Source organism: Methylobacterium sp. 174MFSha1.1, from assembly GCF_900116815.1.
In the GTDB taxonomy this organism is placed as follows: domain Bacteria; phylum Pseudomonadota; class Alphaproteobacteria; order Rhizobiales; family Beijerinckiaceae; genus Methylobacterium.
Window position 1 is genome coordinate 1 of sequence record NZ_FPCB01000066.1, and the last position, 22664, is coordinate 22664.

Here is a 22664-nt window from a genome sequence, read left to right on the forward strand (position 1 = left end):
GCGGTGTCGTAGATCGCCTTCGGCAAGAGGCGGCCGAACTGCTTGGCGGTGTCGCGCAAGCTTCGGTAGGTGTCGCCCGAGACGAGGCGGGCGAGGTAGGACGACATGGCGCCGACGGGGGGCGCGATCGACATGTCGTTGTCGTTGAGGATGACGATCAGGCGACACTTCAGCGCGCCGGCATTGTTCATCGCCTCGTAGGCCATGCCGGCCGAGATCGAGCCGTCGCCGATGACCGCGACCACGTTGCGGCGCGGGGGCGTCTCACCGCGCGCCTTGGCGGCGGCGTCCGAGAGGTCGCGACCGATGGCCATGCCGAGGCCGGCGGAGATCGAGGTGGAGGAGTGGGCGGCGCCGAAGGGGTCGTAGGGGCTCTCGGCGCGCTTGGTGAAGCCCGAGAGGCCGCCGCCCTGGCGCAGGGTGCGGATGCGGTCGCGGCGTCCGGTGAGGATCTTGTGGGGATAGGCCTGGTGGCCGACATCCCAGATGATGCGGTCGTCGGGGGTGTTGAAGACGTAGTGCAGGGCGACGGTGAGCTCGACGACGCCCAAGCCCGCGCCGAGATGGCCGCCGGTGACGGAGACGGCGTCGATGGTCTCGGCGCGCAGCTCGGCGGCGAGCTGGGTCAGGTCGCTCTCGGGCAGCTGGCGGAGATCCGCCGGCTCGCGGACGCGGTCGAGGAGGGGGAGATTGAGCGGTGACACCGGAGCCATCCTCACGTCCGGAAGGGGAGAACCCGCCGCCGGAACCCGGCGCGGGAGTGGGAGCGATCAGGCGACATCGAGCGGCGCCGTCCCGGCGGCGCGTCCGTCCGCCCCGAGGGTGATGCGCTGGATGCGCGCCTCGGCACGCTGCAGCAGCGTCTCGCAGTGACGCTTGAGGGCCTCGCCGCGCTCGTAGATCGCGACGGACTCGTCGAGCGGCACGTTGCCCTGTTCCAGGCGCTGCACGATGCCCTCGAGTTCCTCGAGGGCCTTCTCGAACGGCAGGTCCGCGGGTCCGGCCGGGCCGGCGGGTGCGGAGACGGCCGCGCGGCTGGCATCGGACCGGGCTGCGGACATGCGCGAAGATGCTCCCATGATGAGCGTTGGGTTATGGCGAGTGAGGTGCCGCGAAACAACCCTTCGGCGGTGCCGCAGGGCTGGGATGGGGCTGCGAATGCCCGTTTGCGCGCCAGGGCTGCGTTTCGGCCACACTGGAATTACGCGAGGGTGAGATGGAACGGCTCCCCTTCGAAAGCGTCCGCACCGCGGCCGATCGCCGCGATGGCCGCCACCATGCGCCCGTCCCGGCCGAGCAGCGCGTCCGCCACCGCGACAAGGCGCCGGTTCGGCGTCGCCGAGGGCGAGGCCTCGCGCAACTCGCGCGCGATCTCGGCCTCGTCGCGGTCCGGCCTCAGGGCGCAGGCCGCGATGTAGGCCGCGGCCGTCGAGCGGCTGATCCCGGCGTAGCAGTGGATCACCAGGGGCTGCTCGCGCGGCCAGGCGCGCACGAAGTCGAGGAGCCGCCGCACGTGGGCCTCGTCGGGCAGGACGTGGCCGTCGAGGGCGTCGGTGATGTCGCTGATGCCGACGAAAAGGTGGTCGGCTTCCGCGATGGAAGCGGGGCGCGTCACCAGCGTGCCGGCGTTGATCAGCGTCACCACGTGGCGCGCGCCCGTGGCCGCGACGGTCTCGGGCAGGCGGGACAGGGCGCAGACGTGCAAAGTCGGCATGGCGCGAAAAACGTCCTTCGGCTCACGGTACGGAAACGGCCTGCAAGGCTTCGGCCAACGCGTGGAAGCGGGCGAGGAAGGCCCCTTGCGCCTCGGCGGTCGGCCAGGGTTCGAGCAGGGCGTCGAGGGGCGCCTCGACGCGGTCGGGCCGGCCGAAGACCTTGACGGCCTCGGCTTGCGAGAAGCCGGCGAGCCGCGTCGCCTCGAGAAAGGCGCTCAGGCGGTCGGCGCGCTTGATCAGGCGCTGCATCGCGGCCGTCGGCGCCGGCGTCAGGCCGAAGCGCAGGCGGATCGCCGCGAGGAGCCGCGTCTCCACCGCCTTGTAGGAATGGCCGATCGCCGCCTTGAACGGCGAGATGATGTCGCCGATCACGTATTCGGGCGCATCGTGCAGCAGCAATTCCATCCGCCCCGCCGCATTGAGGCCGGGCTCGAAGGCGCCGCCGATCGCCTCGACGAGGAGCGAATGCTGGGCCACCGAGAAGACGTGTGGCCCGGCGGTCTGGCCGTTCCAGCGCGCCACCCGGGCAAGCCCGTGGGCGATGTCGGCGATCTCGACGTCGAGGGGCGAGGGATCGAGGAGGTCGAGGCGCCGCCCCGAGAGCATCCGCTGCCACGCCCTGGCTTGAGCGCTCACGCGGCGATCCCGGGACCGGCCGGCCCCGGCAGGGCGGCGCAGGCGTCGTGGCGGCAGCAGCCGACGAGGTGGTCGTTGATCATGCCGACCGCCTGCATGAAGGCGTAGACGATGGTCGGGCCGCAGAAGCCGAACCCTTCCGCCTTCAGCGCCTTCGACATCGCCCGCGAGACCGGGCTCTCGGTCGGGATGTCGGCGCGGGTCTCCGGACGCGACTGGAGCGGTCGCCCGTCGACGAAGTCCCAGAGGACGGCCGAGAAGCCGGGACCGCGCTCCTGGATCGCCAGGTAGGCCCGCGCGCTGCGGATCGTCGCCTCGATCTTGGCGCGGTTGCGGATGATGCGGGTATCCTGCATCAGCGCCTCGACCTCGGCGGGGCCGAACCGCGCGATCGCCTCCGGGTCGAAGCCCGCGAAGGCGCTCCGGAACCCGTCGCGCCGGCGCAGGATGGTGATCCAGGACAGGCCGGCCTGGAATCCATCGAGGATCAGCTTCTCGTAGAGGGCGCGGTCGTCGTGCTCCGGCACGCCCCACTCGGTGTCGTGATAGGCGACGTAGAGCGGGTCGGTGCCCGGCCACCCGCAGCGCGGGCAGCCGTCGGGATGCAGAATCAGTCCGGTCGACATCCGGTGTCGTGTAGCGGCGCGGGGCCGGAACGCAACCTACTCGACGAATTCGGCGGCCGCGAAGCCCTGCAGGTAGAGGAGCGCCGTGAGATCGGCGTGGTCGATGCGGGCATGGGCGGCCGCCGCCACCGCGGGCTTGGCCCGGAACGCCACGCCGAGGCCCGCCTCCTCCAGCATCGCCAGGTCGTTGGCGCCGTCGCCCACCGCCAGGGTCTCGGCCGGGTCGAGGCCGAGGCGGGTGCGCAGCTCGATCAGGGCCGCCCGCTTGGCGTCGCGCCCGACGATCGGCTCGGCGACGGTGCCGGCGAGCCGGTCGCCCTCGGTCTCGAGGCGGTTCGAGCGGTGCTCGTCGAACCCGATTTGCGCCGCCACCGGACCGGTGAACAGGGTGAAGCCACCCGAGACCAGGGCCGTATAGGCGCCGTGGGCCTTCAGCGTCCGCACCAGGGTGCGCCCGCCCGGCGTCAGGGTGATGCGCTCCGCGATGACCTCGTCGACGGCTCCCAGCGGCAAACCTTTGAGCAGGGCGACGCGCTCGCGCAGGGCCGGCTCGAAGGCGATCTCGCCCCGCATCGCCCGCTCGGTGATCGCCGCGACATGGGCCTTGAGGCCGACCTGGTCGGCGAGCTCGTCGATGCATTCCTGGCCGATCATGGTCGAATCCATGTCGGCGAGAAACAGCCGCTTGCGCCGGTGCGGGCTCATGACCTGAACCGCCACGTCGATCGGCTCAGCCTGGAGCGCCGCGCGGAGGCGCTCGGCGAGGCCCGGGGCGGAGGCGGGCGCGCCCTCGACCAGGATCTCGGCCGCGACCTCGCCGTGCAGGATGCGCGGTTGATGCTCGGTCGCCAGCACCCGCCGGGCTTCGGCCAGCACCGCGTCGGTGATGGCGGGGCGCTCCGGGTTTGCTATCAGGGTCGCGACCAAGGTCATTGGAGAAGCTCGGGCTCGTCATCGGTGGCGTCCCGGCCGCGCGCGAGAGGGGCAGGCATGGACGGGCGGGTTCGGGCGATCCTCATCGCAGGGCCGACCGCCTCGGGCAAGTCGGCCCTGGCGCTGGCGCTCGCCCGCCGGCACGGCGGCGTGGTGATCAACGCCGATTCGATGCAGGTCTACCACGACCTGCACCGGCTCACGGCGCGGCCGGCGCCCGAGGAGGAGGCGCAGGCTCCGCACCGCCTCTATGGCACCGTGGATGGCGCGGTGAATTTTTCCGTCGGCCACTACCTCGCGGAGGCGGGCCGCGTCCTGCACGAGACCTGGGCGGCGGGTGGCCTGCCGATCGTCGTCGGCGGAACGGGCCTCTACTTCATGGGCCTGACCGAGGGCCTGTCGGAGATCCCGCCCGTTCCCGAGTCCGTGCGCGCCGCGGTGCGGGCCGGTGCCGAGGGCCGTGATACGCCCGACCTGCACGCCGCCCTCGCCCTCAAGGACCCGGAGGGGGCCGCCCGCCTCGATCCCAACGACCGCCTGCGGGTGCTGCGCGCCCTAGAGGTGCTGGAGGCGACCGGCCGGCCGATCGCCGCCTACCACGCGGCGCGCCGGCCCGGCCCGCTGACCGGCCTTGCCTGCCGCAAGCTGTTTCTGACCCCGGATCGGGAGGTGTTGCGGGCCCGGATCGACGCCCGCTTCCTCGCCATGATGGCGGCCGGCGCCCTCGACGAGGTGCGGGCGCTCGCCGCCCGCGACCTCGATCCGATGCTGCCGGTGATGCGCGCCCACGGCGTGCCGGGGCTGATCGCTTATTTGCGCGGCGCGCTCCCGTACGACGAGGCGGTGGCCCGGGGGCAAGCGGATACGCGGCGCTACGCCAAGCGGCAGGTGACGTGGTTCCGGCACCAGGCGGGGTCGGAGTGGGCGTGGCTTTCGCCGGAGGCGGCGATGGCGGGGGTGGGGGCGGGGATGTGGGACGTGGTGAGTTGACCGATATACCACCCTCGATGTCATTCCGGGTCCGCGCAGCGGAACCCGGGATCCATAACTGCTGACGATTCAGGATGAGGCGGAACGCGATCCGTCTTTATCTTCGACGTCAGCGGTTATGGATCCCGGGTTCTCGACTTCGTCGAGCCCCGGGATGACCCGGAGGGTGGCAAAGGCGTGTTCGGGAATACGATCTTGTACTGTCCTCACACCCGCCCGCGCCGCCCCTCCACCAGCCACATCGCCAGCACCGCCGCCGCGAGCGCCGCGAGCGCCGCGAGCCCCAAGCCCAGCGGGTAGACCGAGACGCCCCGCACGACCGCGCTGTCGCTCGGGCGGAAGCCGATCCAGTCGGAGCCGGAGAGCCGGCCCGAGCGGGCGATCTGGAGCCGCGGAACCGCGATCCCGCCGCCCGCCTCGGCGAGGCGGCGGACCGAGCCGCCGGTGGCCTCGGCGATCGGACGCAGGCGCTCGGTGTCGCTGAACACATCGACGAGCTCGCGCGGGTTGGCCGGGCCGACGCTGACGAAGGCGACGAGGGTGCCGGCCCGCAGGGTGTGCAGGCCGAGTTCGTCGGCCTCGAAGGTGGCGGCGAACAGGCCCGGCTTGTCGGGGTTCAGCGCCAGGGTGCGGGCCTTGCCGCTCGGCGCCGTCACGGTGACGGGCTCGGCAGTGTCGCCCATGGTCTGGCGCTCGACCCGGACTTCGCGGCCGTGGCCGGTGGCCGAGGCCCGGAGAGCCTCCTCCTCGAGGGCCGGCTCCTTCATCAGCCAGTGGCCGAGGCGGCGCAGCAGGTCGAGATGCGGCCCGCCCTCCTGGTAGCCGCGGGCCCAGAGCCAGGCATGGTCGGAGAGGAGCAGCGCGACCCGGCCCTTCTCCTCGCGCGACAGGGCGAGGAGTGGGAGCGAATCCGCACCGGCCATGATTGGGGTGATCCCGGGTCGGACCTCGGCGCCGATGAGCCGCAGCCAGTCGCCCCAGGCCGGAGGCGAGGCGTCCGAGCCCGGCAGGTCGCGGGTGACCGGGTGGCGCTGGCCGCTATTCGTCAGGGCCGCCTTGTAGGGCCGCTCGACCACCCGGCCGTTCGGCTCGCCCGGCAGGATCGCGGCGAGCCGGGTGCGGGCGAGGCTGGCGGCGGAGGCGAATTCCGGCCCGGCGGCGATCAAGAGCGCCCCGCCCTCGCGCACGTAGCGCACGATATTGTCGAAGTAGCTCGACGGCAGCACGCTCTGGTTGGCGTAGCGGTCGAAGATGATGAGGTCGAAATCCTTGATCTTCTGCTGAAAGAGCTCCCGGGTCGGGAAGGCGATCAGCGAGAGTTCGGAGATCGGGGTGCCGTCCTGCTTCTCCGGCGGGCGCAGGATGGTGAAGTGGACGAGGTCGACGTTGGCGTCGGACTTGAGCAGGTTGCGCCAGGTGCGCTCGCCGGCATGGGGCTCGCCGGACACGAGCAGCACGCGCAGCTTCTCGCGGATGCCCTCGATCGGCAGCACCGCGCGGTTGTTGGCGGTGGTGAGCTCGCCCGGCAGCGCCTCGGCCTCGATCTCGACGACGTTGGGCCCGCCATGCTCGACCCGGAGCGTCAGGTTGAACGGCTGGCCGGTACGGACCGGCTGGCGCACCACCTCCTCGCCGTCGCGGCGCACGGTGACGACGGCCGAGCCGGTGCCGCCGCGCTCCATCACCTCGGCGCGGATGGTCTGGTCGCGCCCCACGATGCCGAAGCGCGGCGCCTCGATCAGGCGGATCTGCCGGTCGCGCTCGTCGGGCCGTCCGGTGACCAGCACGTGGAGCGGCGCCTTGAAGCTCGCCGAGGCGAGGTTCGCCGGGATGTCGTGGACGACGCCGTCGGTGAGCATGACCACGCCGGCGAGGCGGTCCGGCGGCACGTCGGCGAGCGCTCCGGAGAGCGCCGTGAACAGCCGCGTGCCCTCGTCGCCGCCGGATTCCGGCACGTCGACGAAGCGCGGCTCGATCTGGTTGAGCGTGCCGAGGCGCCGCTCCAGCTCGGCCCGGACCCGGTCGGTCATCGCCGGCCGGTCGCCGAGCCCTTGCGAGCCCGACCGGTCGACGACGACGGCGACCACGTCCTTGACCGGCTCGCGCTCCTCCTGGACCAGCGAGGGGTTGGCGAGCGCGAGCAGCACCAAGGCGAGGACGAGGACGCGCAGCAGCGCCACCGGCCCGCGGGCGAGGAACGCGACGACGGCGAGGATCGCGGCGAGCCCGGCCAGGGCCCAGAGGACCGGGATGGGGACGAGGGGGGCGAGGCTCAGGCTCAGCATAGGGTTGTCTCTGGGCGGCGGTTTCGCCTTTGAGGCGGCCGCATGTCGTGGAGATCGTAGGCAGCGGATGGTGCTTGCTGGGTCGCTTCACCTATCGGGAATGCGGCATCCGCGATCCGGTGCAGGACGGTATCGAGGTCCGACAAGACGTCCTCATTCGTGAAGCGAAGCAGGTAGAAGCCTAGGCGTTCAATCTCTTCCGTCCGTTTTGCGTCGTAGTCGCGATGCCACTCGTGCTGCCGGCCATCGAGTTCGACGATCAGCCTGCGTTCGAGCGCGAGAAAATCGACCGTGTAGAGCAGGAGGGGGACTTGACGCTTGAACTTGAGGCCGTGGAAGCGCCGTCCACGCAGCATGGTCCAAAGGCGATCCTCGGCTGAGGTCGCCTGCTGCCGCAGGACCCGAGCGAACTGTCTTGGTTCTCGGGCCATGCGCTGTGCTCCCTTGCGAAGATGCGTGCCAAGAATCCCGCGTTCTTCCAGAATCGCGCGGGATCCCCTCTCCCATGTGGGAGAGGGGTAGGGGTGAGGGTGACACGCTTCAGTGTGTAACGCTGAGCGTCGTGCTGAGAGCTGGACGGTCGAAGCCTGACTCAGAACCGTAGCACCCTCACCCCTACCCCTCTCCCACACGGGAGAGGGGATCCCGCGCCATTCTTGTTCTCCTTCGTGCAAAGAGACATGTCATTACTGACCGAGCCGCTCCAGCAGCGCCGGCACGTGGACCTGATCCGCCTTGTAGTTGCCGGTGAGTGCGTACATCACGAGGTTGACGCCGCCGCGGAACGCCATCTCGCGCTGGCGCGGATCGCCGCCGACCAGGGGATAGAGCGCCTCGCCGCGCCGGCCGACCGCCCAGGCCGAGGCGAGGTCGTTGCCCGTGATGACGATCGGCGAGACGCCGTCGCCGGCCCGGGCCGGGCGGCGCTCGCCCCCCTCGCCCGCCGGCGGTAGCGCCTCGACCCAGGTCTGGCCGGTGGCGTAGCGGCCGGGGAAGCCGTCGACGAGGTAGAAGGCCTTGGTCAGCACGTGGTCGCGGGGCACCGGCTCCAGCTCCGGCACCTCCAGGGTCGCCAGCATGCGCTGGAGGGTGAGGGCTTCGGGCGTCGGCGGACCGCCGGGGCGGGCCGTCATCGCGTCGCGGGTGTCGAAGATCACCGTGCCGCCGTTCTTCATGAAGGCGTCGATCCGCCGAATCGCCGCCTCGCCCGGCACCGGACGGCCCGGCACGATCGGCCAGTAGATCAGCGGGTAGAAGGCGAGCTCGTCCCGGGCCGGGTCGATGCCGGCGGGCTCGCCGGGTTCGAGGGCGGTGCGGCTCGCCAGCATCTGGGTCAGGCCAGCGAGGCCCGCCCGGCTGGTCTCATCGACGGTCGCGTCCCCGGTGACCACGTAGGCGATGCGGGTGACGAGAGCCGATTCGATGCCGTTCGGCCGGTTGGCGGCGGGCTCGGCGGCCCGCGCCGCGTCCGGCGCGGCACCCAGGATCAGGAGGCCGAGGATCAGCGCCGCGGCGGCCGGCCGGCGGCGCAGGCGTGCCGCCATCAGCCCGAGGAAGCCGCCGAGCCACAGGCTCGCCAGGGTGTCGAGGGCGAGGAGCAGCAGCGCGGTGAGGAAGAACGGCCCGCGCAGGTCGCGGGTGCGCGCCTCCTCCAGGCCGCCGAAGCGGGCGCCGGCGAGCGCCTTGAGGTCGAGGGGTTTCAGCCGGTCCTCCACGGTGAGCGCGTTGACCGCGAGGCCGCCATCGGCCGGGCCGTAATAGCCCGGCGGATGCTCCGGCGTCGCGCGCTCGGTCCAGGTCGCCGGCACGGCGCGCGCGGTGGCCGGGGGGCCTTTCAGCGCGCCGAACCCGTCGAGGGTCAGGCGTGGGGCCAGCACCGGCGGGGGCGCGCCCGGCGCGGCGCCGGTCGTCGGCGGGGTGGTGCCGGCGAGCGCGACGACCCGGCGCAGCATGGTGACGAAGAGCCCGGAGAGCGGCAGGTTCGACCAGGTGGTGTCGGCGGTGACGTGGACCAGGACCACCATGCCCTCCCCCCGCTTGGCGGCGGTGACGATCGGGGTGCCGTCCTGCAGGGCGGCCCAGGTGCGCCGGGCGAGCTCGCCGTCCGGCTCGGCGAGGATCTGGCGCCGCACGCCGATATCGGCCGGCGGCGTCAGGCCCGCGAAGGGGCTCTCGGGCGCGAAGGGCGCGAGCGTCCGCGGGCTGTCCCAGGACAGGGTGCCGCCCAGCGTCCGCCCGCCGCGGCGCAGGCGCACCGGCACGAGGTCGTCGCTGCCGGCGGCGAGGCGCGGCCCGGCGAAGCGCAGGAGCAGGCCGCCCTTGTCGACGAAGGCCGAGACCCGCTCCAGGGTCGCGGGGTCGAGGGCGCCGACATCGGCGAGCACCAGGACCGAGACCTGGGAATCGAGCATCTGGCCGATCGACTCGGCGACGCCCCGCCCCGCCCGGGGCTCCTGCACGTCGGCGAAGGGGGTCAGCGCGCGCGACAGGTAGTAGGTCGGCGAGAGCAGCGGCTGCGCCTGGTCGCTGGTGCCGCCGAAGACGAGGCCGACCCGGCGGCGCCGGCCGCGCTCGTCGGCGAGCACCACCGCGCCGGCCGAGTGCTCGCCGGCGATCTCGAACCGCGCGATGGTGTTGCGCAGCTCCACCGGCAGGTCGAAGCGGACCTCCGTCGCGGTGGCCTCGCCGGGGAACGCGAAATTCGTCTCGGCCAGCGGCAGGCCCTTGGAATCGAGGGCGCGCACGGTGCCCGAATCGCGGCCGTTGGCGGCGGCGCGGACCACGCTCACCCCGAGCTGGCCGCCGGCGGAATCGGGGCCGGCCAGCGCCAGGGCAGGAGGGCGCTCGGCCTTCAGAACGGTGACGTCGGCGCGGCCGCGGGCGGCGGCCTGGGCGAGGCCCGCCGGGAAGCCGTCGCCGTCGGCGCCCGCGACGCCGTCATGGATCCAGACCACGGCCGAGCCCGGCGCCCTGTCCAGGAAGGCGGCGAGCGTCGCGAGGTGGGCCGAACGGTCGGCGAGGTGCGGCAGCGGCGCGATGGCGCGCAGGCGCTCGAGCGCCGGGCCCGGGCCGGTGGCCTCCAGGGCCACGGGCGCCGAAGCGGTGGGAAGGAGCGCGACGGGCCGCCCGGCGCGGGCCGCCGCCTCGACCTCGGCGGTGGCGACGCGGACCCGGTCGCGCCAGTCCTGCGCGGCGGTAAAGCCGTTGTCGAGGATCAGGACGAGGGGATTGCGCCCGTCGCCGGCGCCTTGCTGCGCCGGGTTCCAGACCGGCCCCGACACCGCCAGGATCAGGCAGGCGGCGGCGAGAAGGCGCAGGGCCAGCAGCCAGGGCGGGGTCCGGGCCGGGGTCTCGCGCTCCGGCAGCAGGTCGGCGAGGATGCGCAGGGGCGGAAAGTCGATGCGGCGCGGCCGCGGCGGCGTCACCCGCAGCAGGTACCACAGGGCCGGCAGGGCGATCAGCGCCGCGAGGGCGGCGGGGGCGGCGAAGCTGAGGGGCAGTCCGAACATCAGGTGCGTCCTCAGCCCGCGCCGCGGGCGGCGGCGACCAGGGTGACGAGCCGGAGCGCGGCCTCGCTCGCCGGCCGGTCGGTGCGGTGCAGCGTCAGCGTCCACCCCTGCGCCCGGACGATCTCCGCCAACGCGTCGCGATGGGCGCGGATCCGCCGGCGATAGGCCTCGCCCCAGGCCGCGGCGTCACCGACCCGGAGCGACAGGCCGGCCTCGAGGTCGTGCAATTCGGCCTGGCCGGAGAACGGAAACGTTTCCTCGACCGGATCGACCACCATCACGAGGTGGCCGCGGCTGCCGGCCGCCGCGATCGCCGCGACCGAGGCCCGTACCTGGTCGGGGGGCGAGAGGAAATCGCCAATCAGCACCGCCTCGTCGAACCGCCCGACGGGCGCGCGCGGCGGCAGGTCCTCGTCGAGGCCGGAGGTGTCGGCCGACAGCGTCTCGGCCATCCGCTCGACGATGGTGCGGGCGGCCTGCGGCCGCGACAGGCCGAGGAGCCCGACCCGCTCGCCGGCCTCCACGAAGGTGTCGCCGAGCGCCAGCGCCAGAACGAGGGCGCGTTCGATCTTCGGCGCCTGCGCGAGGCCCGAGCCGAATCCCATCGAGGCCGAGCGGTCGACCCAGAGCCAGACGGTGTGGGCGGCCTCCCACTCGCGCTCGCGGACGTAGAGCCGGTCGTCCCGGGCGGAGCGGCGCCAGTCGATCCGGCTCGCCGCCTCGCCGGCGACGAAGGGGCGGAACTGCCAGAAGCTCTCGCCCGGGCCGGCGCGGCGGCGGCCGTGCAGACCGTGCGCCAGTGTCGCGGCGACCCGGCGGGCCTCCAGGATCAGGCGCGGCATCCGCTCGGCGAGCGAGAGGGCGCTCTCGGTCTCGCGCCGGCCGGGAATGCGGGCGGCAGCGTCGAGGACGCGCGTCGCGGCCACCGGGTCAGAGCCGCCCGACGAGGCGGCCGATCAGGCCGGGGATGGTCTCGCCGTCGGCCCGCGCCGCGAAGGTCAGCGCCATGCGGTGCTTGAGTACCGGCTCGGCAAGGGCCGCGACGTCGTCGACGGAGGGGGCGACCCGGCCCTCGATCAGCGCGCGGGCGCGCACCGCCAGCATCAGGGCCTGGCTGGCGCGGGGGCCGGGCCCCCAGAGCAGCTTGTCGGCGATCGCGGCGTCGCCCCCGGCGGGACGCGCGGCGCGCACGAGGTCGAGGATCGCGTCCACCACCGCCTCGCCGACGGGCAGGCGCCGCACCAGGCGCTGGGCCGAGAGCAGGGCGTCCGTGTCCATCACGGCTTGCGGCCGGTGCTCCTCGGCGCCGGTGGTCTCGAGCAGGATCCGCCGCTCGGCGGCGCGGTCGGGATAGCCGACGTCGATCTCGAGCAGGAAGCGGTCGAGCTGGGCCTCGGGCAGCGGATAGGTGCCCTCCTGCTCGATCGGATTCTGGGTCGCCAGCACGTGGAACGGCCGTGGCAGGTCGTGGCGCTCGCCGGCCACCGAGACGAAGCGCTCCTGCATCGCCTGCAGCAAGGCCGACTGGGTGCGGGGGCTCGCCCGGTTGATCTCGTCGGCCATCAGCAGCTGGGTGAAGATCGGCCCGCGCACGAAGCGAAACGAGCGGTGCCGGTCCTGATCCTCGTCGAGGATCTCGGTGCCGAGGATGTCCGAGGGCATCAGGTCGGGGGTGAACTGCACCCGGCGGGCGTCGAGCCCGAGCACGGTGCCGAGCGTCTCGACGAGCTTGGTCTTGGCCAGGCCCGGCAGACCGACCAGCAGCCCGTGCCCGCCCGCCAGCACCGTGACCAGCGCGAGGTCGACCACCGTCTCCTGCCCGAAGATGACCCCGTGGATCGCCTCCCGGGCCCGCCCGACGCTGGCAAGGCAGGCTTCCGCGGCGGCGACGATGCCGTCATCCATCGGGGTCGCGGCGGCCGGCGCGCTGGCTTCCATCATGCGGGGTCCTCGTCGTCCGGGGGCTTCGCACCCCTGTCAGGATCCGCGAGTGTGGATCCCTTCCGCACCGCAAGGCAAGGTCGGCGCGACGACGCAGGGCGGCGGGGGCCGCCCTGCGGGCCGTGCCGGCCGATCACCTCGCGCAGGCTTGATCGGGCCGCCTCACGGCGCCCGGCAGACAAAACTCTCCGCCCGCTCCGCCTCGCCGCCCTGGTAGCGGGCCTCCTGCGGGAACGGGCAGAGCGGCCGGGTCCGGCCCGGGAAGGCGGTGCCGCGGGCGAGCAGCCGGTCGGGCGCCTCGCCGCGCTCGACCCAGGCTTCGATCGCGGTGAGCGGGTCGAAATCGTCGAGGGCCGGTCCGCCGCCGCAATGCGTCATGCCCGGCACCAGGAACAGGCGCGCCGCCTCCGAGAACGCGGCCCCGCCATTGGTGCGGGCGAGGTCCTGCCAATGCGCGACGAGATCGCGGGCGGAGAAGACCGGGTCGGCGACACCCTGGTAGACGAGGAGGCGTCCGCCGCGGGCGGTGAAGGTCGACAGGAAGGTGCCGGTCGGGTCGTTGAGGGCGGCGGTCTCGGCGGTGCGCGGCGTGTCGCGGTCGAAGTCGAAGCGGAGCGCATCGAAGCCGGGCTCCGGCGGGGTTAGGAAATAATTGGCGATCGCCGCCGGACCCAAGGTCGCGTTGCGGGCGTTCGGCGTCGCGGTCTTCGAGGTGCCGAGCTTCCAGGCGCGCCAGCCGGGCGCCGCGAGGCCCGGATCCCAGGGCCAGGACGCGTAGACCGGCTGCCCCTTGCCGTCTTCGGCGCCGCGGAAGGCGCGCCGCAGGGCCTCGACCTGGCGCTCGCCGAGACAGGTCGCAGTCTTGTCGCCGGGGCAGGCGAGGCTCGCGGGATCGAAGCGGCAGGAGGACACCGCCTCGACCGCGCCGTCGGCGAGCCCGTCGGCGGCGTCGCAGGCCTTGAGGACCGATTGCGCCACGAGGGTGAGATCCGCCTCGCTGAAGGCCTCGGCGAGGATCGGCCGGCCCTCCTGATCCTTCGGCGCGGCGGCGAGGAAGGCCTGCGTGTCCCAGATCTGGCCGAGCGCCGCCCGGGTCAGGCGGAAGGCCGGGGCGCCGGCGACGATTCCGTCGAAGGCGGTAGGGAAGCGCATCGCCGCCATCAGGGCGGAGCGTCCGCCGTTGGAGCAGCCCATGAAGTAGGCGTGCGCCGGAGGCCGGCCGTAGCGGGACGCGATCAGCGCCCGCGCCTCCCTGGCGACCTCGCCGACCGCCCTATAGGCGAAGTCGATCCGCGCCTGCTGGTCGAGGCCGAAGGAGGCGTCGGAGTTGTCGCGGCCGCGGTGGCCGGAATCGGTGGAGGCGACGGCGTAGCCGCGCAGGAGCGCCGGCGGCGCCGTCGCGCCCGAGACCGGGATCGCGCCGAGCGCCGCGCCGACCACCCCGTCGAGCCCGCCGCCGCCCTGGAACAGGAAGCGGCCGTTCCATGCCTCGGGCAGGCGGAGCTGGAAGCCGATGCCGTAGGCGACGCCCCCTGCCCCGGTCCGCGGGTCGATCGTGCCCTCGACGAGGCAGTGGGCCGGCAGCGCCGCCTTCGCCCGGGCGGCCCCGGTGAGCGCGGCCCGGCCCGGATTGTCGGCCGGCAGCGTGCCGGCGGGCAGTGCTTCCGCCCGGGTGATGCGCAGGTCCGGCCGGGCGAGCTGCGCGAGGTCGCCGCAGGCGAGCGGCCCGGCGAGGGCCGGCCGCGTGAGGCAAGGGATGGTGAGAGAGGTGACGATGAGGAGTGTCAGGGCGAGCCCCAACCCCCGCGTGATGCCGCGCCGCATGATGGCCGCCCTCTCCCAGAGATCGCCCGGGCTTCGTGCGCGCCCAGGCATCATGGCGGGCCCACTCGGCCCCGGCGGGCCCTGCCCGTCAAGCGAGAGGAGCGGAATTCATCGTGCGGAACGCTGCGGCAGCGCGTCCCTGCTCTGTCGCGGCGCACGGACCCGGCGCATGATCGCGGGACAACGACAAGGGAGGATACGCCATGCCTCATCGCGACGCCCCGCATCCCGACCGCCGCACGCTGCTGCTGGCCGGCACCGGCCTCGCCCTCGCGGGGAACGCCGCCGCCGAGGGAGTGCCCGGCGGCCTCACTGACCTGCCGCTGGTGCCGCCGCGAACCGAGTTCGTCTACGAGGCCGTGGTCGAGATCGCCCCGCTGGTGCCCCTCGGCGATTCCCCGCTCGGCGAGCGCCGCATCGTGCCGATCACCGGAGGCCGCTTCCAGGGGCCGCGGATCCGCGGCACGGTCCTGCCCGGCGGGGCCGACCGGCAGCTCGTGCGCAAGGACGGCGTCCGGCAGCTCGACGCCCTCTACGAGATGAAGGCGGAGGACGGGGCGATCCTCACCGTGCGCAACCAGGTGCTGATCGATCCCGGCCGCGACGGCGCGCCGGATTACAGGTTCTCGACCATCGCGGTGACAGCACCCGAGGGGCCGCATGCCTGGCTCAACCGGCTGGTGCTGGTCGGCACCCTGCACAGCCTGCGGCCGGCGCAAGCGGCGGTGCTGGTGCGGGCATTCCGGCTGGCCTGACCTATGGTAGCATGGTGGTGGACAATCGGGAGTGCCTGCCATGCGCGCCGCCGAGACGCGTGATCCGCCGATGAGCCTCGACGGCTTCCTGGCTTTCCTGGAGGACCGGCCGAAGGGAGAGCGCTGGGAACTGGACGACGGGGTGCCGCTGATGAGCCCGCAGCCGACACGGCGGCACGACTGGATCCAGGTGAACATCCTGGAAGCCCTGCGGCAGCATCGGCGCCGGAATGCCAGCCCCTGGCGCCCATCCGGCCCGAGCCAGGTCCCGGTTCCGGGTGCGGCCCGTACCGTGGCGCCCGACGTCCTCGTGGCGGTCGACGATGGCCGCGACGACCTGTGCATCACGCCGGCGCCGCTCGTGGTGTTCGAGGTTCTGTCTCCCAGCGATCGGCCGCGGCGCCGGGCGTCGAAGCTCGCGGCCTACGCCGCCGTCCCGTCGATCCAGAGCGTCGTGCTGGTGCGGCAGGACCGGCGATCGGTGACGGTGCATCGGCGGAGCACGGATGGCGGCTTTACAGTCATGACGTGCACCGAGACGGTCGACATGCCGGAGATCGGCGTCACGTTGAGTTTCGAGACGGTCTATGACGATACGCCGCTTGACCGATGACGTCGATCGATCTGGCAAACAGATCGGCATCTCTCGACGTCATCCCGGGGCTCGCCGTAGGCGAGAACCCGGGATCCATAACCGCTGACGGTTCAGGATACAGTAACCAGCGTTCCGCTTCATCCTGAAGCGTCGGCGGTTATGGATCCCGGGTTCCGCTGCGCGGCCCCGGGACGACCCTGTGGATGGCAGGAGCGCGGAGGAAGCTGAGACAGGCTCCGCGGATTCGATCCAGAGCCGTAGTGGCGCCCCCTCACCGCCCCCAGCGCAACACCGCCGCGTCCAGGCTCCGGGCGATCTCGATCAGTCCGGCCCGCGTCGCCGGGTGGGGCAGTTCCAGCGGCGCCCGCAAAGCGTCGGAGCGGATGATGCCGCCTTCCTTCATCAGGATCTTGGCGGCGGCGAGCCCGGTCTGGCGGTTCTCGTAGTTGATGAGGGGCAGCCAGCGGCCATAGGCCTGCACCGCCTCGTCGCGCCGGCCGGCGAGGTAGGGGTCGATGATCTGACGGATGCCGTCGGGATAGCCGCCGCCGGTCATGGCGCCGGTGGCGCCGGCATCGAGGTCGGCGAGCAGGGTGATCGCCTCCTCGCCGTCCCACGGGCCCTCGATCGCGTCGCCGCCGAGTTCGAGCAGCGTGCGGAGCTTGGCCGCGGCCTGCGCGGTCTCGATCTTGAAGTACGAGACGTTCGCGACCTCGCGGGCGAGCCGCGCCAGGAAGGCGGCCGAGAGCGTGGTGCCGGAGACCGGCGCGTCCTGGATCATGATCGGGATCGAGATCGCGTCGGACACCTGGGCGAAGAACCGCGCGATGCCGGCCTCGGTCACCCGGATCGTCGCCCCGTGATAGGGCGGCATGATCATCACCATGGCGGCGCCCATGTCCTGCGCCCGCCGCGAGCGCTCGGCGCAGATATGGGTGGCGAAGTGCGTGGTCGTCACGATCACCGGCACGCGGCCCGCCACGTGCTCCAGCACCGCCTTCATCACCTCGTCGCGCTCGGCGTCGGTGAGGACGAACTGCTCGGAGAAGTTGGCGAGGATGCACAGGCCGTGCGAGCCGGCCTCGATCATGAAGTCGATCGCCCGGCGCTGGCCGTCGAGGTCGAGGGTGCCGTCCTCGTGGAAGATCGTCGGCGCGACCGGGAAGACGCCGCGATAGGGGCGTGAGGTATTCGTCATGGCGTTGCCTCCTTGGGTGTTCAGGCCGCGGCGCCGTGGCGGCGCAGGCCGTTGTGGATGACCTGGCGCACGGCCTCGGCGGCGCCCGCCGGGTCGCGGGCGGCGATGGCCGCGACGATGGTCGCGTGGGCGGCGAGCACCGTCTCGCGCTCCGCCGCCTCGACCGGGGCGCTGAGCTGGAACGAGGCGCGCAACGCCACCTCGATCACCCCGCCGATCGAGCGCATGAACGGGTTGCCGGAGGCCACCGCCACCGCGACGTGGAGCGCGAGGTCGCCTTCGGCGAAGCCGATGGAATCGGACGGCTCGGCCCGCATCCGGGCGAGGCCGGCCTCCAGGGCGGCGAGGTCGTCGGGAGTCCGGCGCTCGGCGGCGAGCGCCGCCGCCGCCGGCTCGACCGCGAGGCGGATCTCCGCCAGGTCGCGCAGGAAGCGCCGGTCGATGCCGGCCTCCAGGTGCCAGGCCAGCACGTCGGCGTCGAACATGTTCCAGGCCGCGCGCTCGCGCACCACCGTGCCGACCCGGGCCTTGGTGGTGAGCAGCCCCTTGGCGACCAGCGTCTTGACGCTCTCGCGCAGGACCGGCCGCGACACCCGGAACGCGGCGAGCAGCTCGCCGTCCCCCGGCAGCTTGGCGCCCGCCGGGTAGCGGCCGGCGATGATCGCGGTGCCGAGGCTGCGCGCCACCTCGGCGTGGTTGGACCGCGAGCGCCCCGCCGGGATCACCACCAGGCCCGATGATGCAGTGTGAGGCGTGGCGAACGGAACGCGCATCCGCGGGGGAACCGGCTCTGGAGGCGCGACCGGGCGCCGACCGGATCCTTACAGCACGGCGGCGTCCGCCTGAATAGTCATACTGTTTGACTTTTCACGAGTTCGCCTCCTCCCGCGCCTCGGCCACCGCCTCGGCGCCCTCTTGGTGGTCCTCGGCATCGGCGGCCGGGGGCTCCTGCAAGGCTTCGGCCCGCGGGTCGCGGCACAGGGCGATCAGGATCGGGAAATGGTCGGAGCCGATATGCGGCAGGCGCTCCAGCCGGGCGAGGAGGAAGTGCTCGCTGAAGAAGACGTGGTCGAGGGGCCAGCGCAGCATCGGCCAGCCGGCATGGAAGGTCGGGTAGGCGCCGCGCCCGACCCGCGGGTCGATGAGGCCGCCGATCGCCTGGAACAGGGCCGTGGTGCGCGACCAGGCGACGTCGTTGAGGTCGCCCGCCACCACCGTGGGACCGCCCTCGCGCGCGACCTCGCGGGCGACCAGCACCAGTTCCCCGTCCCGGGTCGCGCTGCTGTTGCCCGGATGCGGCGGGCGCGGATGCACGCCGTGGAAGGTGAAGCGGTCGCCCGACGGCAGCGTGACGCCGGCGCGCACGGAGGGCACGTCGTCCTCGATCAGGAAGCGCACCCGCACGTCGTCGAGGGGCAGGCGGGAATAGAGCAGGAGCCCGTAGGTGTTGTCCTGTTGCTGATCCACGCCGTGGGCGTAGCGCGCCCGCAAGGGCGCGAGCGCGTCGCGCCAGCCCGCATCGGTCTCAAGCGCCAGGATCAGGTCGGGGTCGCTCCGCTCCACCGCCGCGAGCAGGCGGTCGTAGGCCCGGTTCGATTGCAGCACGTTGACGATCAGGATCGAGACGCAGGCGTCCCGGTCCGCGTCCGCCGGGGCGGCGCGGGCGGTGGGCTTCGCCAGGCGGGTGAAGGGCAGGATGTGGCGCAGCTGCAGGCCCAGCGCGCCCAGGAGCCCGGCCCCGAGGACGAGGGAGGCCGGATCGTGCCCGGCGACCACCAGCAGGACGAGGACCGGCGGGATCGCGGCGGCGATCTGGAAGCGCGGGAAATCGAAGGTGCGCACCACCCCGGCCCGGCTGCGCCAGAACGGCAGCAGGGTCGCGGCGATGAGGATCAGCGCCAGGACCTGGGCGACGATGGACAGGGTCGAGACCGGCACGTGCGCTTCCCCCCGCGGCTGTCACGCCGCCTCGAGGGACGAGATAGGTCGCGCCGGCGCCTGCGTCACCCGCCAGCGTGGCCGGGTCAGGCCTCGGCCAGGGGCAAGTCAGGCCTCGGCCAGGGGATGGAGGTCGCGCACCATCTGCTTGAGGCGCTCGTCGAGGACGTGGGTGTAGATCTGCGTCGTCGAGATGTCGGCGTGCCCGAGCAGTTCCTGCACCACCCGCAGGTCGGCGCCGTTCTGCAACAGGTGGCTGGCGAAGGCGTGACGCAGGACGTGCGGGCTGATCCGGTCGGTGCGGATGCCGGCGGCGGCGGCCACCGCCTTGAGGTCGCGGGCGAAGGCCTGGCGGGTCAGGTGGCCGGTCTCGCTGTCGGCGGGAAACAGCCAGGGCCCGGGCGCCGTCAGGGTGGCGAGGTGGGTGGCCATGGCGCTGCGCGCGACCTCGGTCAGCGGCACCAGGCGCTCGCGCCCGCCCTTGCCGCGCACCACCAGGAAGCGCTCCTTCGTCGCGCCGGCGGCGCGCGGCAGGGCGACCAGCTCCGAGACGCGCAGGCCCGTGGCGTAGAGGAGTTCGATCAGGCAGTGCATCCGCCCGGCCCGCGCCGCCTCGGCCGGGTTCGGCGCCTTGGCGGCGGCGTCCTTGGCGACGGCGAGCAGCCGGTCGACCTCCGCCACCGAGAGCACCTTCGGCAGGCCGCGGCCGCGCTTCGGCCCGGCGACCGGCGCGGTGGGATCGCCCTCGACCAGCCCTTCCGCGTAGAGGAAGCGGTGGAAGCCGCGCACGCAGGAGAGCCGGCGCGCCGCCGACGTGCTCTTGAGGCCGCGCCCCTCCAGCTCGGCGAGGTAGGCCCGGATGCCGGCGGGCTCGACGGCGCCGGGATGGAGCCGCTTCCCGGCCAGGTGGGCGAGGTAGTCGTCGAGGTCGCGCCGGTAGGCCGCCAGCGTGTTGGCGGCGGCCCCCCGCTCGGCCGCCAGCATGTCGAGATAGGCGTGCATCAGGCCCTGCGGGGCCAACTCGCTCATTTCGGCTGCAGCTTCGCGTTCGGGATGGTGACGGAGATCTCGCGCGGGGTCGGCTCGACGAAGGTGGCGAGGGCGAACATCGCCGCGAAGGCGAGCCCGGCCAGGATCGCCACCACGGCCAGGAAACGGAAGAGGGTCGGCACGTCGGCGAGGCCCCGGACTACGCGTGACAACGAGCGGCGCGGGACGGGGTCGTCCCGAGCCACCTTGGCCGTCGGTTCGACCATGCGGGGCCCGGCGAGGCAAGGCTCCCCAGCGCCCTGCCCTGCGGAATGCCGGCGGCTGTTGCGCGGGTGCCGAGCCCGCCCGGGCTGCCGCGGCGGAACCGATGGTTTTCCCCGACATCCGCCGTTTCGCCCTGCGCGAAAAACAGGCTAAAGAACGCCGCATGAACCAGCGTCCCCCTCATGAACAGTCGATCGAGTCGCGCGTGCGCCGGGGTCTCGGCCTGCGCTCGATCGTGCTGGTCGGGCTCATGGGCGCGGGCAAGAGCACCGTCGGCAAGCGCCTGGCGGGGCGCCTCGGCCTGATCTTCAAGGACGCCGACCACGAGATCGAGGCGGCGGCCGGCCTGACCATCCCGGACATCTTCGCCATCTACGGCGAACCGAGCTTTCGCGATGGCGAGGAGCGGGTGATCGCCCGCCTGCTGCGCGAGGGCCCGATGGTGCTCGCCACCGGCGGCGGCGCCTTCATGCGTCCGGAGACGCGCCAGCGCATCGGCGAGGCCGGGGTCTCGGTCTGGCTCAAGGCCGATCTTGAGGTGCTGATGCGCCGGGTGCGCAAGCGCCCCGGGCGGCCGCTGCTTCAGAACGAGGACCCCGAGGGCACGATGCGCCGGCTGATGGACCTGCGCCATCCGGTCTATGGCGGGGCCGACGTGGTGGTGGTCTCGCGCGACGTCTCCCACGACCGGGTGGTGCAGGACGTGCTGGAGGCGCTCGACGCCTACATGGCAGGCGATCTGGCAGGCGACCTGACGGTGGATTCGGCGGGCCGCCTGCCGGAGGATCCGGGAAACGATCCGGCGCCGGACGGCGGAGAGGGCGACCCGGACCCCGGCGCGCCCGCCTTCGCCGGCCACGGCCTCGCCGCGCAGTAGCGGGCCCGGTCGAGCAGATCCTGGGGCGATCCCGGGCGATTTTCGAGGACGACAGTGCAGACGCAGACCGTTCACGTGCCCCTCGACGGGGGGCGGGCCTACGACATCCTGATCGGCCGCGGGCTCCTCGCCGGGATCGGCCCCCGCGTCGCCGCGCTCAAGGCCAAGGCCGTCGCGGTGGTGAGCGACGAGACCGTGGCGGCGGAATACGGCGAGGCCGTCACCGCCTCGCTGGCCGAGGCCGGTCTGCGCACCGCCCTCATCGCCGTGACGCCGGGCGAGGGCTCGAAGAGCTATGCCGGCTTCGCCCAGGTCTGCGACGGGCTGATCGGTCACCGGATCGAGCGCGGCGACCTCGTCCTCGCGCTCGGCGGCGGCGTCGTCGGGGATCTGGCGGGCTTCGCCGCCGCATCCCTGCGCCGGGGCGTGCGCTTCGTGCAGGCGCCGACCACGTTGCTCGCCCAGGTCGATTCCTCGGTCGGCGGCAAGACCGGCATCAATTCGCCCCACGGCAAGAACCTCGTCGGCGCCTTCCACCAGCCGAGCCTCGTCGTCGCCGACACCGCCTCCCTCGACACCCTGTCCTTGCGCGAGATGCGCGCCGGCTACGCCGAGGTGGCGAAGTACGGGCTGATCGACGATCCGGCCTTCTTCGCCTGGTGCGAGGCGAATCTCGGCGAGATCTTCTCCGGCGGTCCGGCGCGCGAGGACGCGGTGGCGTCCTGCTGCCGGGCCAAGGCCGGCGTCGTGGTGCGCGACGAGCGCGAGGACGGCGAGCGGGCCCTGCTCAATCTCGGCCACACCTTCGCCCACGCCCTGGAGCGCCTGACCGGCTACGAGTCCGCCCGACTCGTCCACGGCGAGGCGGTGGCGATCGGCCTGTGCCTCGCCTTCCGCTTCTCGGCCCGGTTGGGCCTGTGCCCGGGCCAGGATGCGGGGCGCGTCGCCAACCATCTGGCGCTCGCGGGCCTGCCGACCACCCTGGCGCAGGTGCCGGGCGGCTGCGGCGACGCCGACCAGCTCCTCGACGCCATGCGCCAGGATAAGAAGGTCCGCGACGGAGCGCTCACCTTCATCCTGGCCCGCGGGATCGGGCGAAGCTTCATCGCGCCGGGGATCGAGGCGGGGGCGGTGCGCGAATTCTTGGTGACGGAGCTGGGGTGAGCGGCCGACCGTCGCGTGATCACCGACGTGGCGCACGATCGGCTCCGAACCTTCCGGGCTCCCCCCGACCGTATCAACATCCTCCATCGTCATGTATGGACGGCCCCCGTTTCGCAAGGGTTTGTGAGCATCGGTTTGAGCCAGTCGGTTCAGGAGCAGTCATGTATCCGGCCTCTGATGCCGTCGTGCCGCCGCGGTTGATGCGACGAGGACGACGGCGGGCCACCAAGGGGTGCGCACAAGCGTTCCTTGCGAAGAACCAGGCTACCAACATCCCGACGCGCTGTGACGCGCGATGACGTGGCGGAGTGTCCTGGTCCCAGGTCCCTCATCCTGCTCTGGCCTTGGCCGTGCTTACAGCTCCTTGCTCACCGAAGGTCGCGTCCCGCCGCTCCTCAAGCGGCGGCGGGACGCGACCGGCCTG

Annotated in this window: 22 protein-coding genes; 5 read left to right on the plus strand and 17 right to left on the minus strand. The window is 72.9% G+C overall.

Going from position 1 to position 22664, the window contains the following annotated elements; translation table 11 throughout:
- From BM430_RS32520 to serB, 6 genes are all read right to left on the minus strand, one after another.
- Window positions 1–704 (minus strand): 1-deoxy-D-xylulose-5-phosphate synthase N-terminal domain-containing protein (locus BM430_RS32520; RefSeq protein WP_280142300.1); only part of this gene is annotated, 704 nt, incomplete at its 3' end.
- A 66-nt stretch (window positions 705–770) separates the two neighbouring features.
- Entirely contained in the window at window positions 771–1061 is a 291-nt protein-coding gene (locus tag BM430_RS32525; protein WP_048465388.1) for an exodeoxyribonuclease VII small subunit, read from the minus strand.
- Window positions 1062–1201: 140 nt separating this feature from the next.
- A complete protein-coding gene (locus BM430_RS32530) occupies window positions 1202–1714 on the minus strand; it encodes a tyrosine phosphatase family protein (RefSeq protein WP_093571334.1) in 513 nt (170 codons plus the stop codon).
- Window positions 1715–1736: 22 nt separating this feature from the next.
- Window positions 1737–2321 carry an HD domain-containing protein gene (locus BM430_RS32535; RefSeq protein WP_093571335.1) on the minus strand — a complete coding sequence of 195 codons (585 nt, stop codon included), beginning with the start codon at window positions 2319–2321 and terminating at the stop codon, window positions 1737–1739.
- Window positions 2322–2347: 26 nt separating this feature from the next.
- The gene (locus BM430_RS32540) at window positions 2348–2977 is read right to left on the minus strand and encodes a DNA-3-methyladenine glycosylase I (protein ID WP_093571336.1); all 630 of its coding nucleotides are present in this window, start codon (window positions 2975–2977) and stop codon (window positions 2348–2350) included.
- A gap of 36 nt (window positions 2978–3013) precedes the next feature.
- A complete protein-coding gene (gene serB, locus BM430_RS32545) occupies window positions 3014–3910 on the minus strand; it encodes a phosphoserine phosphatase SerB (RefSeq protein ID WP_093571337.1) in 897 nt (298 codons plus the stop codon).
- Between the two features lie 57 nt (window positions 3911–3967).
- Between serB and miaA the strand changes: the two genes are divergently transcribed.
- Entirely contained in the window at window positions 3968–4900 is a 933-nt protein-coding gene (gene miaA, locus BM430_RS32550; protein WP_093571338.1) for a tRNA (adenosine(37)-N6)-dimethylallyltransferase MiaA, read from the plus strand.
- A gap of 206 nt (window positions 4901–5106) precedes the next feature.
- Here the strand turns inward: miaA and BM430_RS32555 are convergent, their stop codons facing one another.
- The 6 genes from BM430_RS32555 to BM430_RS32580 all read right to left on the minus strand — a co-directional run bounded on the left by BM430_RS32555 (window position 5107) and on the right by BM430_RS32580 (window position 14459).
- Window positions 5107–7185, minus strand: coding sequence for a hypothetical protein (locus BM430_RS32555; protein ID WP_093571339.1), 2079 nt, complete (start codon window positions 7183–7185; stop codon window positions 5107–5109).
- Window positions 7179–7616, minus strand: a complete 438-nt coding sequence (locus BM430_RS32560) for an endonuclease domain-containing protein (RefSeq protein ID WP_093571340.1) — start codon at window positions 7614–7616, stop codon at window positions 7179–7181. Before BM430_RS32560 ends, BM430_RS32555 begins: the two co-directional genes overlap by 7 nt.
- A 255-nt stretch (window positions 7617–7871) precedes the next feature.
- Complete coding sequence (locus tag BM430_RS32565) at window positions 7872–10694, minus strand: DUF4159 domain-containing protein (RefSeq protein ID WP_093571341.1); 2823 nt, start codon at window positions 10692–10694, stop codon at window positions 7872–7874.
- An 11-nt stretch (window positions 10695–10705) separates the two neighbouring features.
- Window positions 10706–11620: a DUF58 domain-containing protein gene (locus BM430_RS32570; RefSeq protein ID WP_093571342.1), complete on the minus strand. Its 915-nt coding sequence runs from the start codon at window positions 11618–11620 to the stop codon at window positions 10706–10708.
- A gap of 4 nt (window positions 11621–11624) precedes the next feature.
- Window positions 11625–12635: an AAA family ATPase gene (locus BM430_RS32575; protein WP_093571343.1), complete on the minus strand. Its 1011-nt coding sequence runs from the start codon at window positions 12633–12635 to the stop codon at window positions 11625–11627.
- Between the two features lie 162 nt (window positions 12636–12797).
- Window positions 12798–14459, minus strand: a complete 1662-nt coding sequence (locus tag BM430_RS32580) for a tannase/feruloyl esterase family alpha/beta hydrolase (RefSeq protein WP_093571344.1) — start codon at window positions 14457–14459, stop codon at window positions 12798–12800.
- Between the two features lie 203 nt (window positions 14460–14662).
- Here BM430_RS32580 and BM430_RS32585 point away from each other — a divergent pair, with 203 nt between their 5' ends.
- The gene (locus tag BM430_RS32585) at window positions 14663–15214 is read left to right on the plus strand and encodes a DUF3237 domain-containing protein (protein ID WP_093571345.1); all 552 of its coding nucleotides are present in this window, start codon (window positions 14663–14665) and stop codon (window positions 15212–15214) included.
- Between the two features lie 40 nt (window positions 15215–15254).
- Window positions 15255–15827, plus strand: coding sequence for a Uma2 family endonuclease (locus BM430_RS32590; protein WP_093571346.1), 573 nt, complete (start codon window positions 15255–15257; stop codon window positions 15825–15827).
- Between the two features lie 253 nt (window positions 15828–16080).
- Here the strand turns inward: BM430_RS32590 and BM430_RS32595 are convergent, their stop codons facing one another.
- The 5 genes from BM430_RS32595 to BM430_RS32615 all read right to left on the minus strand — a co-directional run bounded on the left by BM430_RS32595 (window position 16081) and on the right by BM430_RS32615 (window position 20117).
- A complete protein-coding gene (locus tag BM430_RS32595) occupies window positions 16081–17007 on the minus strand; it encodes a dihydrodipicolinate synthase family protein (protein WP_093571347.1) in 927 nt (308 codons plus the stop codon).
- A gap of 20 nt (window positions 17008–17027) precedes the next feature.
- Window positions 17028–17780: a FadR/GntR family transcriptional regulator gene (locus tag BM430_RS32600; protein ID WP_093571348.1), complete on the minus strand. Its 753-nt coding sequence runs from the start codon at window positions 17778–17780 to the stop codon at window positions 17028–17030.
- A gap of 94 nt (window positions 17781–17874) precedes the next feature.
- Window positions 17875–18945 (minus strand): endonuclease/exonuclease/phosphatase family protein, encoded by a 1071-nt coding sequence (locus BM430_RS32605; RefSeq protein WP_093571349.1) that lies wholly within the window; start codon window positions 18943–18945, stop codon window positions 17875–17877.
- A 108-nt stretch (window positions 18946–19053) separates the two neighbouring features.
- Window positions 19054–19974 (minus strand): site-specific tyrosine recombinase XerD, encoded by a 921-nt coding sequence (locus BM430_RS32610; protein ID WP_093571350.1) that lies wholly within the window; start codon window positions 19972–19974, stop codon window positions 19054–19056.
- Window positions 19971–20117 carry a hypothetical protein gene (locus tag BM430_RS32615; RefSeq protein WP_048433578.1) on the minus strand — a complete coding sequence of 49 codons (147 nt, stop codon included), beginning with the start codon at window positions 20115–20117 and terminating at the stop codon, window positions 19971–19973. Before BM430_RS32615 ends, BM430_RS32610 begins: the two co-directional genes overlap by 4 nt.
- Window positions 20118–20362: 245 nt before the next feature.
- On the opposite strand from BM430_RS32615, the gene BM430_RS32620 reads away from it, so the two are divergent.
- Window positions 20363–21076, plus strand: a complete 714-nt coding sequence (locus BM430_RS32620) for a shikimate kinase (protein ID WP_244539769.1) — start codon at window positions 20363–20365, stop codon at window positions 21074–21076.
- 54 nt (window positions 21077–21130) lie between these two features.
- Window positions 21131–22240, plus strand: a complete 1110-nt coding sequence (gene aroB, locus BM430_RS32625; protein ID WP_093571351.1) for a 3-dehydroquinate synthase — start codon at window positions 21131–21133, stop codon at window positions 22238–22240.
- Window positions 22241–22664 lie beyond the last annotated feature (424 nt).